Annotated in this window: 12 protein-coding genes; 2 read left to right on the top strand and 10 right to left on the bottom strand. The window is 42.2% G+C overall.

The window, feature by feature from the left end; all coding sequences use genetic code 11:
• Positions 1 to 469 precede the first annotated feature (469 nt).
• Both pepT and ACWICE_RS18630 read left to right on the top strand, forming a co-directional pair.
• Positions 470 to 1,723, top strand: a complete 1,254-nt coding sequence (pepT, locus tag ACWICE_RS18625) for a peptidase T (RefSeq protein WP_454298976.1) — start codon at positions 470 to 472, stop codon at positions 1,721 to 1,723.
• Positions 1,724 to 1,754: 31 nt separating this feature from the next.
• Positions 1,755 to 2,321, top strand: a complete 567-nt coding sequence (locus tag ACWICE_RS18630; RefSeq protein WP_185213969.1) for a nitroreductase family protein — start codon at positions 1,755 to 1,757, stop codon at positions 2,319 to 2,321.
• 57 nt (positions 2,322 to 2,378) lie between these two features.
• Here ACWICE_RS18630 and ACWICE_RS18635 read toward each other — a convergent pair whose 3' ends face one another.
• The 10 genes from ACWICE_RS18635 to ACWICE_RS18680 form a co-directional block, all read right to left on the bottom strand.
• Positions 2,379 to 2,960 carry an energy transducer TonB gene (locus ACWICE_RS18635; protein ID WP_185213968.1) on the bottom strand — a complete coding sequence of 194 codons (582 nt, stop codon included), beginning with the start codon at positions 2,958 to 2,960 and terminating at the stop codon, positions 2,379 to 2,381.
• Positions 2,961 to 3,010: 50 nt separating this feature from the next.
• Positions 3,011 to 3,547 (bottom strand): RNA polymerase sigma factor, encoded by a 537-nt coding sequence (locus ACWICE_RS18640; RefSeq protein WP_454298977.1) that lies wholly within the window; start codon positions 3,545 to 3,547, stop codon positions 3,011 to 3,013.
• A 136-nt stretch (positions 3,548 to 3,683) separates the two neighbouring features.
• Entirely contained in the window at positions 3,684 to 4,937 is a 1,254-nt protein-coding gene (locus ACWICE_RS18645) for a YeiH family protein (protein WP_185213966.1), read from the bottom strand.
• A 7-nt stretch (positions 4,938 to 4,944) separates the two neighbouring features.
• A complete protein-coding gene (locus tag ACWICE_RS18650; RefSeq protein ID WP_454298978.1) occupies positions 4,945 to 5,865 on the bottom strand; it encodes a TIGR01777 family oxidoreductase in 921 nt (306 codons plus the stop codon).
• A gap of 2 nt (positions 5,866 to 5,867) precedes the next feature.
• Positions 5,868 to 7,301, bottom strand: a complete 1,434-nt coding sequence (locus ACWICE_RS18655; protein ID WP_454298979.1) for a phytoene desaturase family protein — start codon at positions 7,299 to 7,301, stop codon at positions 5,868 to 5,870.
• 115 nt (positions 7,302 to 7,416) lie between these two features.
• Entirely contained in the window at positions 7,417 to 9,210 is a 1,794-nt protein-coding gene (locus ACWICE_RS18660) for an acyl-CoA dehydrogenase family protein (RefSeq protein ID WP_454298980.1), read from the bottom strand.
• 71 nt (positions 9,211 to 9,281) lie between these two features.
• Positions 9,282 to 10,454, bottom strand: a complete 1,173-nt coding sequence (locus ACWICE_RS18665; protein WP_185213962.1) for an acetyl-CoA C-acyltransferase — start codon at positions 10,452 to 10,454, stop codon at positions 9,282 to 9,284.
• 37 nt (positions 10,455 to 10,491) lie between these two features.
• Positions 10,492 to 10,848, bottom strand: coding sequence for a four helix bundle protein (locus ACWICE_RS18670; protein WP_313260377.1), 357 nt, complete (start codon positions 10,846 to 10,848; stop codon positions 10,492 to 10,494).
• Between the two features lie 137 nt (positions 10,849 to 10,985).
• Entirely contained in the window at positions 10,986 to 13,412 is a 2,427-nt protein-coding gene (locus ACWICE_RS18675) for a 3-hydroxyacyl-CoA dehydrogenase/enoyl-CoA hydratase family protein (protein WP_185213960.1), read from the bottom strand.
• A gap of 22 nt (positions 13,413 to 13,434) precedes the next feature.
• On the bottom strand, positions 13,435 to 13,881 hold the full coding sequence (locus ACWICE_RS18680; RefSeq protein WP_185213959.1) for a MarR family winged helix-turn-helix transcriptional regulator: 447 nt from the start codon (positions 13,879 to 13,881) through the stop codon (positions 13,435 to 13,437).
• Between the last annotated feature and the right edge of the window lie 178 nt (positions 13,882 to 14,059).

The raw sequence follows: 14,059 nt of genomic DNA on the forward strand, positions 1-14,059 counted from the left end.
AGGGCAGAATTATTTTAGCATGGATGGTAAACAATATAGGGCTAATGCAAAAACGATGTTCGATTAATCGAACATCGTTTTTGCGCGACTTCCAGGCTAACGTGCCATGGCAGCTAAAATAATGGAAACCAAAAAGGGGTTCTATATTTAAAAAAATAAAAGAGCTAATTGATTTTCATTGCCAACTTGCTGTCATAACCTTCCAATAAATTCTGCGCAAATTTTCACTTCTCAGGTTGACAATGGAAAGGATATCTTTAAAATTTTTCAGGAACATCCCTTCGAGACTCCTTTTACCATTATTCGAGGCATATTGCGAAAATTCCGAATGTGTCTCGAATAAGGTCAAAATGATCTCTAAAGAAAATTTAAAATTTTAGAAAAGTAAACTCGCATGCATACAGCCATATATTACGATTTAATGGCAGTGATTTTAGTTAAGAGGGTAATAAATTTGTAGTTTTGTTAAATGGAAATTAATCAGATTCATGATTTTCAGGTTGCTGAAAATTTTATCAAATATGTTCAGGTTGACACCCAATCTGACGCGCAATCAAGTACAGTACCTTCTACAGAAAAACAGAAAGACTTAAGCAGGATATTGGTCGAAGAATTAAAAGCTATGGGCATTGAAGACGCTCATTTGGATGATTTAGGCTATGTTTATGCCACTATCCCTTCGAACACCGACAAACAGGTGCCTGTTATCTGTTTCTGTTCACATGTAGACACTTCTCCAGATTCTTCCGGAACCAATGTTAAGCCTTTGGTCCACCAGAATTACCAAGGTCAAGACCTTGTTCTTCCCGATGATGAAAAAATCGTGATCCGCATGGCCGATCACCCTGATCTGAAGGAACAAATCGGAAATGATATCGTAACTGCCAGTGGAAAAACCCTGTTAGGTGCCGATGATAAAGCTGGAGTGGCAGAAATTATGGATGCTGCCCGCATCTTGATGAGCAACCCTGAAATTAAGCATGGCGATATCAAGATTTTATTTACCCCTGATGAAGAAATCGGACGTGGAGTAGACCATGTTGATTTGAAGAAATTGGGTGCTGAATATGCCTACACCATGGATGGGGAAAGAGCAGGAACCTTGGAAGATGAAACCTTCTCTGCTGATGGCGTGAAGATCAAGATTGATGGAATTTCCATTCACCCTGGTTATGCAAAAGGAAAAATGATCAATGCGATCAAGGTTGCTGCAGACATTGTAGATAGCCTTCCTAAGGATCGTTTATCTCCAGAAACAACCCATGCTAAGCAAGGGTTTGTACATCCGACCAATATGGAAGGTACAGTAGAGGAGGCGACCTTGAACTTTATCATCCGTGACCACGACACCAAAAAATTAGCGGAACACGAGGCTGAATTGGAAACAATCGTTAAGGAAGTCTTGTCCAAATATCCAGGAGCAAGCTATTCATTTCAAGTTAGCGAGCAATACCGCAACATGAAAGAGGTATTGGATAAGGATACGAAAGTGGTAGAGATCGCCATGATGGGGATCGAACGCGCAGGAATGAAGGTAGAAAAAAGAAGTATCCGTGGTGGTACAGATGGGTCTAGGTTATCCTTTATGGGGCTGCCTTGTCCTAATATCTTTGCTGGTGGTCATGCCTTCCATGGCAAGCAGGAATGGGTTTCGATCCAGGACATGCAAAAGGCCGTATTGACCATCTTACACATCGCAGCCCTTTGGGAAGAACTTTCATAATAAAAACAATAAAACTAGAAATTTAGACCATATGCTACAGAACGAAGTATTAAAGAACATAGAGTACAGAAGAGCGGTATTCCAGGCGAACTATACAGATCAAGAGGTTACCCGCGAGGAATTATTGACTATTTTGGAAGCGGCAAATGCAGCTCCTACGCATAAACGCACACAACCTTGGAGATTTGTGGTCTTCCGCAACGAAGGTTTGATCCGTTTGGGTGATGAATTAGCAAGAATCTACAAGTCGGTAACGCCAGCTGAAAAATATACAGAGGCTACTGAACAGAATATGGCCAAAAAAGCGACCCAATCTAAGGCTGCTTTAGCTATTATCGTCGATTATTCTGGTGATCTTCCTGAATGGGAAGAATTAGCTGCTACGGCTTGTGCAGTAGAGAATATGTGGTTGGCAGCAGCATCTATCGGTATCGGTGGATATTGGGCTACTCCTGGATTGATCAATCATATCGGTCCATTCTTGAACCTGAAGGAAAATCAACGTTGTATCGGATTCTTCTACATGGGACACCATGAATCAGAACCGAGAGAGCCGGTTAGAAGCCCGATCGAGGATAAGATCCGTTGGGAAGAATAAGCAATAAAAAAGGTCAAGGAAAATATCCTTGACCTTTTACTTATACCCATTACTATATTATTCAACCGCTATTGCCACGCCCCCATTTTCACCAGTCCATCTTACTTTTTGTTCAATAAACGTCGAGATAATCGCATCTAAATTTTTATTGCTAGAGGAGGTCACTCGGATATTTTGAGGTTTCCCATCGGTTACATCAAAAGTTACCTGCACATTCCCCCTGTCATGAATGTCCCTTAATTCGGAATTCAGTTCTTCATTGAATTTTTCCCAGCCTCCAATTGGTACTGCATCGGCATTTTCCATGAGCATAGACTGCACATGCATCTCATGTTCCATCAAAATAACTTCATTATTACGTTCTGTTTTCTGATGGGTGATATATTTAAATAGGATCAGTGAGGATGCCACCAAGAATAAAACCGCAGCAGCCATCCCAACCGTCAACCTTTGCCAGTTATAGAATCTTCTCTTTTTATCCTCCGCTTTGGCTTCGATTTTCTTGGCCAATCGTTGCTGCAAAATGCTCAACTGATGGGAATCTACCCCTTGTTGGAGTTTATATCCATCGATAGCATCCTGTAAAAAAGGATCGTTCAAGGCTTCACGTTCCATCTCGTACATCTCTTCCTTACTCATGAGTCCCATGACGTAATTGTGAATCCGCGTTAATTGATAATTATTTTCCATTACTTTTTCTCCATACAAATTTTAAGATTCCGCCTGCCGTTCTGTATATAGCTCTTTACTTTGGCTATATCATGTCCCGTCTGTTCGGCGATATCTTTATAACATTTCTGTTCCAGATAAAACATTCGGATGCAAAGCTCCTGTTCTTGGTTCAGGCCCGCGATACAGGATTCCAATTTTTCAAAGTCTTGCTCCCCCCATTTCTTCTCATCACCATGGTTGAGCATCTTCTCCGATTCATAGAGGTTTTCCTCGATGTCAACCTTCGTAATCTGCTTGTTTTTCCTTAGCTGCATTAAGCAAAAATTGCGCGCATATACATAAACCCAACTCTTGAAATTATCCACCTCATACACGCGCAACTTATTTATTAGCTCATCGAAAATCTGCATGACCGCGTCTTGGCTTTGCTCGGCATCCTGAAGATACTTATAGCAAACACCATATAACAAGGACATGTATGGAGCATATAGCTTGCCTAGCGCATCCAAACTGCCTGTTTCTTTATAGTATTGCAACAACTGTTTTTCGTCCATGCTATTTTCTCTTCATGTATATGATGATTTCAGACCTGAATTTGCACAAATTATTTTAAATATTCCCATGGATAAACAGAAATAAAAAAGCCTCAAATCACGATGATTGAGGCTTGTATATTGTGGATTTCAAGGACTAACCAAACAAGGCGATGGCTAAGACCAGGGTTACAATGATATTGAAAGTTTGAGCAATCAAGAAAGCATACAGAGGTTTCTTATTGTCCTGTTTAAACAGATCTTTAAAGTTTGTTTCCAGACCGATAGAGGTAAAAGCAATGGCAAACCAAAGTCCTTGAACACTCTTTAAACTATCTTTGATGGATGCTGTGGTTTCGGGTGAAACCACAAAGGAGAACATCAAGGAAACAAATACAAAGCCAACCACGAATTTCGGGAACCTCTCCCAGATCAATTTCAAGGTTGGTTTTTCTCTTTTGGTTTTATCATCTACTGATTTGGAATAGGTCCAGTAGATACTGATGAAGAATGCCGCAATACCCAACAGTACATTCTGCGAGAATTTCACGATGGTACTGATCTTTAGCGCCTCCTCACCCACTAGGGTTCCAGAAGCGGCAACTGCTCCACTCGTATCGATACTACCACCTAACCAAGCTCCTGTAACCTCTTGGGATAGCCCCATAAGTTCAGCTAGATAAGGCATAAAGATCATCATCGGCACGGCAGTCACCAACACCAATGAGATGATATAAGATAGTTTTTTATTGTCACCTTCGATTGCTCCCGAAGTTGCGATCGCAGCGGATACCCCACAGATCGAAACTGCACTGGAAAGCATCAGGGACATTTCTTTATCGATCTTGAATTTCTTACAGATCCAGAATGCAAAGTACCAAACGGACACGACTACAACCAGAGCCTGGATAAGGCCTAATGAACCCGCTTTTAAGATATCGCCAAATATGACCGTTGTACCCAAAAGAACCAATCCGATCTTGACATACATCTCGGTATTCAGGGCTGCTTTGAACCAATCGGGCAACTTGAAGAAGTTGCTGATGATCAAGCCGATAGCCAAACTGAATATCACTGCCTCTAGATTGAAACTCTTAACACCTGAATTTCCAGCCAATACCAAGGCAAAAAGGGTCAGGACATAGATAATCGGAAATACTATCAGCAATGCCTTGAGGCTTTTCTTGAGCAAGAGGGCTCCTAAAATAGCCGTTACGTAGACTAAGATGAATTGCAGGCCCATTGCGCCTAAATTGGATCCAGAAAGTACTTTTGAAGTGAGTTCAGTAGAGTTTGACCAGCCGAAAGATGGAACAGGTACGACGAAACCAAGCAGGGCAAGCCCAATGATTCCGAATCCCAAGATAACAACTACCCAATCCTCAGAGAGTTCAAATGTTTTGGCAGACATAAAATGTTTAAGTTGATGATTTAATTAATTGATCAAATGCGGGCTGAAGATAGGGAAAATTAAACTGAAAGCCATTTTTTAAAGTTAATAAAGTTGTTACCGGAACGCTTTCCAACAGGAGTGAAGAGTCCACTCCTTTTACGAATGCTCCCATCTTGGCCATGAAGGTTGGCAGGGGCAAACCAAACGAAACGCCTGATGCTTGTCTTAGTTTTTGCATAAACTCGGCATTGCTTACCGGATTAGGACTGCAGGCATGGTAAATATCGGTTCGATGGTCTGATTTGATGATCCAATCGATCATTCCCACAAAATCGGCTTCATGGATCCAAGCAATCATTTGCTTTCCATCTCCTACCTGTCCAGCCAAGCCCATCTTTGCCAATGGGTATAGCTCAGCAAACATACCTGACTTCTTGGTTAGGATCGGACTCATTCTCAAGATCAGTTTTTCGGTATTTGGCGTATGGGCAGCTAAGAAGGTTTTTTCCCAATCCTGCGCCAAGGAACCTAGGAAATCATTGGAATATTCCTTTGAAGTTTCATCTTTTAGAGATGTGCCGCCATTGAAAATGGAAACGCCCGAAAAATTGATCCAGAGTTTTACCGGATTTTCCAATTGGGATACCGCTTCACCTAACAACTTGGTTGGACCCAACCTCGAGCTGCGGAGCAACGCTTTGTTTTTCTTGGTAAATCTTCTATTGATGGAAAGTCCACAAAGGTTGATGAGCACATCGGCACCTTCCAGTTCTTTCTGCCAGGAATCAAGGTTTTCGCCATCCCAATATACAAAGTCTAGCTTTGGATGGTGCTTGACCATACGCTTCCGACTCAGCACGATGATTTCATGGTCCTGTTCTCTAAACATACTGATCAATAAATTGCCTAAATTCCCGGTGCCTCCCGCCAATACGATCTTTGCCATAATTAAATTTTTATTTTGATGTGGTAATGGTCCTTCAATGCAATTCGAGCAGCATGGTACCCACACATCCCGTGAACACCACCTGCAGGTGGCGTTGAAGAAGAACCGATATAAACATTGGGATTGGAAGTGCGGTAAGGTGTCAAGGATTTGGTTGGCCTAGTGAACAGCTGCATAATATCCATCTGACCAGCATTGATATCTCCACCGATGTAATTTGGATTGTATTGTTCCAGCTGCCCGGTATTCATAGATGACCTTGCCAGGACGGTATCCCTAAAACCCGGAGCAAACCTTTCAATCTGATTCTCGATAGCTTCACTGCGGTCTGCAAATGAACCATGGGGGACATGACAGTATGCCCAAGCTGTATGTTTTCCTTCCGGTGATCGGGTCGGATCAAATTTGCTTGGCTGCGCGAATAAGACAAATGGCCTGTCCACTAATTTGCCATTATAGGTATCCAATTCGTTTTTTGCAATTTCTGCATAGGTATTCCCAATATGTACCGTAGCGGCAAACTGGCTTCTACCATCAGTAAAGGGAGTAGGATCTGATAATGCCCAATCCATTTTAAAGACCCCCATGCCATAACGATAGGCTTCCAATTGCTTCCTATAGCCCTCCAGAAGATCTAAGCCTTTAATCTTTAATATCTGCAGTGGTGTGAGGTCAAGGATCAGCACCTTATGTTTTGGTAGATCACGTACATCTTCGAGCCAAAAATTGAGCTGCAGTTCTCCTCCCAGTGATTCGTAATAAGCCAACATGGAATCAGCAATTGCTTGGGATCCACCGACTGGAATTGGCCAGCCAACTTGATGCCCCAACGTCCCTAACACCATCCCAATTGCTGCGGTACTCAATTTATTGAAGGGTAAGATGCCATGGGCCACCAAGCCCGACCATAAGGCTTTAGCCTCAACGGTCTGGAATCGATCGGCAATGACGTGCGCACTGCGTAATCCTGATAAACCGAACCTGGCCATCAACAAGGGATTGTCAGGAAACCTTAATGGTCCGAGAAGATCTTTTGAAAGGGAGTCCCAATTTTTGACAAATGGTGATAATAGTGTTTGATAAGCATTATAATCTTGCCCTAGCTCCTGCTGCATCAGCTTCATGTCCTGATGTAACACAACGGCTCGACCAGAGTCTAAGGGTTGGGAAACCTGAAAATCCGCGATTTTGAAAGCCAAGCCGAAATCCTCTAGCGGCAATGAGCGCATAAAAGGTGATCCAAGGGCCATGGGATGGATTGCCGAACAGACATCGTGCTTGAAACCTGGAAGGGTAAGTTCTTTGGTTCGCATCCCGCCTCCTACTGTATCGGCACCTTCTACAAGCAAGGTGCTTAACCCTTGTCTTTGTAGGGTGATGGCGGCAGCAAGTCCATTGGGTCCGGATCCTATAATGATGGCATCGTAACTTTTCAAATCATCGGTATGAATCTTAAAGTTAAGATAAAGCAATGTGAATTGCTAAAATGAGGGGCTATAAAAAAGAAAAAGCCCCATTGCTGGGGCTTTAATCATAATCAACCTTTAATACTTAGAAACAGTATTTATTTTCTTCAATCAATTTCTTCGCAATTCTCTGGCGAGCTTCTTTGACATTGAACGGTTGTGCTTTTGTAAAGCGACGAAGACCTACCAACATCATGTTCAGCTCATCCCCTTCTGCAAAGGAATTTAACGCTTCTTTACCGGCAGCATTGACTTTGTCAATCGCTCCATATAGATATACTTTAGCCATATCAGCTGCATAGCCTGCATGCTCTCCCGGTTGCGTATGCTGCAGTTTTTCTGCACGCAACAATACCGATTCTGCAACATATACATAGCCGATAATATCAGCAATATTCATCAGGATTTCTTGTTCTTTGGACAAGGACATCATCAGTTTTTGAACCGCAGCACCAGCAATCATTAATCCCGCTTTCTTCAAGTTGGCAACGATTTTCTTTTCTGCAGCAAAAGGAGTTTCATCTTCAGGACCAAAGTCAGGTATAGACATCAGTTCTCCTGCCACAGCTTGAGCAGGTCCCATTAAGTCTAACTCACCTTTCATCGCGCGCTTCAACAACATATCCACCACCAATAGTCTGTTGACTTCGTTCGTACCTTCAAAGATTCTGTTGATACGGGAGTCGCGGTAAGCTCTTTCCATAGGAGCTTCAGCGGAATAACCCATACCTCCATAGATCTGAACACCTTCGTCCACCACATAATCCAACATCTCTGAACACCATACCTTGATGATCGCACATTCAATGGCAAACAGCTCAACAGATTTTAATTTTGCTTTTGCTTCGTCCATTCCAGATGCGACCAATGCTTCATAGGCATCATCGATATTCTGTCCGGCACGGTATGCAGCCGATTCATTCGCGAATAGACGGGTAGCCATTTCTGCCAATTTATAGCGGATGGCACCGAATTTTGAAATTGGCAAGTTGAACTGTACACGTTCATTGGCATAATTGATTGCAGTGGTCAATACGGCACGTGAAGAACCGATGGTGGCTGCTCCAAGCTTGATACGACCAATGTTTAGGATATTCACCGCAATCTTGAATCCGTTCTCTCTATCAGAAAGCATGTTCTCTACTGGAACAGGACAGTCATTGAAGAAGATCTGACGGGTTGAAGACCCCTTGATCCCCAATTTATGCTCTTCAGGATTCATGGTGATACCACCGAAATCCTTTTCTACGATAAATGCCGTTAAGTTTTTATCATCATCAATCTTGGCAAAAACGATGAATACATCTGCGAATCCACCATTGGTGATCCACATCTTTTGTCCATTGATCAGGTAATGGGTTCCTTCAGCATTCAACTTCGCTGAGGTACGGCCAGAGTTTGCATCGGAACCTGAGTTAGGTTCTGTCAAACAATAAGCAGCTTTCCACTCTCCTGTTGCCAGTTTAGGGATATATTTATCTTTCTGCGCATCATTCCCGTAATACAGGATTGGTAAGGTTCCGATCCCTGTATGGGCAGATAAGGCCACGGCAAAGGAGAAACCTCCTCCAACAGCATCAGCCACTAACATGGACGTATTGAAATTCTTACCGAAACCACCGTATTGCTCTGGAATCGATACGCCCAACATACCCAGTTCTCCAGATTTGTCCATTAGGCTCTGCATCAATCCTTCTTCTTGGGCATCGATTCTTTCCAATTTATTGAGAACCTCTGTATCCAAGAAATCAATACAGGTTTGACGGATCATTTTCGCTTCCTCATCAAACTCTTCAGGAATGAAAATATCAGTGTACGGAGTTTCACGAATGACAAACTCACCACCTTTGATTGCTTTATTTTTTACTTCTTCGCTCATGATATTCTTTTTGATTTAGAATAAGTGAACAAGCACCTTCTTCTGTTTTATATTTTGTTAGTTTATTTTGTCTACAGCAGTTCAAAAATACCTGCAGCTCCTTGTCCTGTTCCCACACACATGGTAACCATACCATATTTCTTGCCTCTGCGTTTCAGTTCATGCAGCACCTGAACGGTCAATTTAGCTCCGGTACATCCCAGTGGGTGACCCAATGCAATAGCTCCACCATTAACATTCACCTTTTCTTCATCCAATCCCAGTTCACGGATTACGGCCAGCGATTGAGAAGCGAATGCTTCGTTCAATTCAAAAAGGTCAATATCCTCTTGTTTCAAACCAGCCTGTTTCAATGCCTTTGGAATTGCATAGATGGGCCCAATACCCATGATACGTGGTGGCACACCAGCAACGGCAAACGATACCAGTTTAGCGATCGGCGTCAGGTTCAATTCCTTCATTTTCTTCTCAGAAACCACCAATACAAAGGCTGCACCATCCGAAGTCTGTGAGGAGTTACCCGCAGTCACGGATCCTTTGGCGTCAAATACCGGTCTTAACTTAGCTAATGCCTCCAAAGAGGTATCAGCGCGTGGACCTTCATCTGTATCAACCACATATTCTTTTGTAGTGATCTTGCCGTCCTTCACAAAGTTGTCTTTCACCTTGATCGGAACGATTTCATCTTTAAACTTACCGGCTTTGATCGCGGCAACTGCCTTTTCATTTGACTTCAGGGCAAATTTATCTTGATCTTCCCTTGACACCTTATAGTCTGTTGCAACTGCTTCCGCCGTAAGTCCCATTCCCCAGTACCAATCCGGATGCTCTTTAGCGACCACGGCGTTCGGTACGATCTTCCAGCCACCAAATGGCATTCCCGACATTACCTCTACTCCACCTGCAATGATCATATCCGCCATTCCAGTCTTGATCTTCGCCACTGCCGTAGCAATGGTTTCCAATCCCGAGGCGCAGTACCGGTTGACCGTCAACCCAGGAACCTTATCGGTATCCAAGCCCATCAGGGAGATAAAACGCCCAATATTAAGACCTTGCTCCGCCTCCGGCATTGCATTTCCAACGATTACATCGTCAATATCTTCTTTATTTACATTTGGAACCGATGCCATTAAATGCTTAATCACATCCGCCGCCAAATCATCCGCACGCATAAATCGAAATCCCCCTCTAGGAGCTTTCCCAACTGCTGTACGAAATCCTGCTACAATGTATGCTTCCATGTTTTAGTATTTAGTAGTTAGTATTTAGTAGTTAGACCTAGAGCTGCTTCAATTTCCTCTGAAGAACAAAACTCATTTTTTGGACTTCATATAGTTTGTTAATTAATCTGTCTAAATCGCTATCTAATAAATAACCTAAATTTTTTGATATTATTAACTGTGTTTCCAATTCATAAGTCGAACCATGGGCTATTGCCAAAAATTGAACAAATGACTTATTGGAATTTCTCCCTGCTCCTTCAGCAATATTTGAAGGAATTGAAATTGCTGCCCGTTGAATTTGATTCACTAAGTTATATTTCTCTCTATCTGGAAAATCAGAAGTTATTTTATAAACATCTGAAACCAATTCAATCGCCTTCACCCAGAGCTTCAATTCTTTATAATTATGCATTTCTTAGTATTAAGTATTAGTACTAAAAAAGGTATTCAACATTTATTAAAATAAGGATAAACGACATTTTATCAATTTGTTAACCTTAAATTAAGTATCTCGGCCTTGTCTAAATACTAAATACTTAATACTAAATACTAATTTCTAAGTGGTTTTCCCGTCGTCAACATCGCTTGGATTCTTTCTAGGGTTTTGCGGGTTGCGCAGAGCTCTAAGAAGGCTTTGCGTTCCATGTCTAGAAGGTATTGCTCGTCGACTTCGGTTGGTGCGGATAGATCTCCGCCACACATCACCCAGCCTAGTTTTTCGGAAATCAGTTTGTCGTGTTCGGAGATGTAGTGTCCTGCTTCCATTGAGGATGCACCAACATATACGATTCCGAGACCTTGGTTTCCTAGTACTTTGATGTTCTTGCGGTGTGCTGGTTGAACATAGCCTGCGTTTGCTAATTCCAGCGCTTTGGCTTTGGCATCGGCTAACAGGCGGGCACGGTTCATCGTGATGGCATATTTACCTTCTTGTAGATAGCCCAATTCAAAGGCTTCCACTGCAGAGGTAGATACTTTTGCTTGGCCGATGGTCAAGAAGCGATCTTTCATGAAATTCTGATCGATTTGATCCGGACGGTAATCATCAGATGCTCTTAGGGCAAATTCCTTGGAACCACCGCCACCTGGGATCACGCCTACACCAAACTCAACCAGGCCCATGTACGTTTCGGCATGTAGCTGAACAAAGTCGGCATGCATCGAGAATTCACATCCACCACCCAATGCTAGTTGGAATGGTGCTGCAACTACTGGAATTGCGGAGTATCTCAAACGCATTGAAGTATCTTGAAACATCTTAACGGCCATGTTCAACTCATCGTAATCCTGCTCAACCGCCATCATAAAGATCATACCGATATTGGCACCCGCAGAGAAGTTCTTGCCATCATTGGAAATGACCAATCCGCGGTATTCTTTTTCCGCTAGGTCAATTGCTTTGTTCAAGCCTTGGATGACATCGCCACCGATAGTGTTCATTTTGGTATGGAATTCACAGTTGATGATTCCATCGCCTAGGTCGATGATGGAAACGCCAGAGTTTTTCCAAATGGTCTTAGCCTCACGGATGTGGTCTAATACGATCAACTCTTCTGTTCCAGGGATCGGTTTGTAGGATTTAGAAGCGATGTCATAATAATGACGGACTCCATTTTCTACTTTATAGAAACTATCAAATCCTGCATCCAGCATATCTTTTACCCATTGGGCAACTTCGCCAGATTGTCCAGGAAGACGTTTTTCTTCTTTTTTGATCTTTTCTAGGGTTTCTTTTACGCCGAGTGCATCCCATACCTCAAACGGACCGATCTCCCATCCGAATCCGGCACGCATGGCATCATCGATACGGAAGAAATCATCCGTGATTTCAGGCACGCGGTTAGAAACATATTCAAACAAAGGATAATGCATCGCTCTGAAAAGCTCTGCGGCCTTGTCTGTACCCTGCTCGTAAACTTTCATGCGCTTACGGATATCTTCAACGGGTTTAGTCGCTTCCAATGTGGAAGACTTTACTTTTTGCTGTGGACCATAGGTCAGGTCCTTCAAGTTAAGGGAAAGGATTTCAGAATTACCTTTGTCATCTTTTACCTTTTCATAGAAACCTTTTTTGGTCTTTTCGCCCAACCATTTATTTTCCACCATTTTGCTGATAAACTCAGGGAGTATAAAAACTCCTTTCGCTTCATCGTTAGGTGCATTCTGTTCCAGCCCTTTGGCTACATTCACTAGGGTATCCAAGCCAACAACATCCGCAGTACGGAAAGTTGCCGATTTAGGGTGCCCCATTGCAGGCCCGGTATATTTATCGACTTCCTCAACGGTAAGTCCTAATTTTTCGATAAGGTGTGTTACGGCCAACATGGAGTAAACGCCAATTCTATTGCCGATAAAGGCTGGAGTATCTTTACATAACACTACAGTTTTACCTAGCATTTTATCTCCATAAGCTACCAGGAAGTCTACAACTTCTTTTTTGGTATCCTTTGTTGGGATAATTTCCAATAAAGGGAGATAGCGTGGCGGATTGAAGAAGTGGGTACCACAGAAGTTCTCTTTGAAGTCTTGAGAACGGCCTTCTTCCATCAGATGGATCGGAATACCAGAAGTATTGGTTGTAATCAATGTCCCTGGTTTGCGGAACTGCTCTACTTTATCAAAAACTGATTTTTTGATATCCAAACGCTCAACAACTACCTCGATTACCCAATCTGCCTGAGCGATCTTGCTCATATCATCATCAAAGTTTCCTGTTGAAATACGCGTAGCAAAGGATTTGCTATATAAAGGTGCAGGGTTTGACTTGATTGCCGTATCCAAAGATTGGTTCACAATACGATTTCGGACAGCAGGGCTTTCCAATGTTAAGCCTTTTGCTTCTTCTGCTGGCAACAGCTCTTTAGGAACAATGTCCAAAAGCAATACCTCTAAACCTATATTAGCAAAGTGGCAAGCAATTCGAGAACCCATTACTCCGGATCCCAATACAGCTACTTTTTTAATATTTCTATTCATATCACGTATATTTTCTAATTTCCTATGGTTCAATTTGTATTACTGGAGAGTAGTTTGTGGCTACTTCATTTATTTTCTTTAAAAACTTGACAAGGGTAGCTTTTTCCTTTTCGGAGAAAGATGTGTTTAAATGTTCGTTGAACTCCCGAACTACGTCCTTGGCTACCTTTCTCTTCTCTTGTCCCAGCTCTGTGAGGTATACCTTTACAGAACGTTTGTCGGTATCACTGGTCTCTCTATAAATAAAGCCCAGAGACTCCAAATTGTTTAGTACGCGAGATAAGGAGGTGGTCTTGACACCGGTAGAATTTGCGATCTGAGACACTGGCGTACCTTCCTTATGGATATTGATCAAAATATATCCAGCAGCTTGAGTGAAACCATGCTGAGAGGCGATTACATTGTACTTGTTGGCAACTGTTTGCCATGCCGTCTTTAAAAAATAGTCGATGGTATTGTCTTGGCTCATATTCGGGTTTTCTAACATTTATTATGCAAGCATAACAAATTTAAATTTTACAATTGATAAATCAAACTGTTTTGTGATTTTTTAATAAATACTTGACACAAATAGATTATTAAAATTCATATTCGGGAATCTGGAACTAAAAATGAGAAATGTTGATAACTTTTAAAAACTGTAACTC

This window comes from Sphingobacterium sp. NPDC055346 (assembly GCF_053645235.1).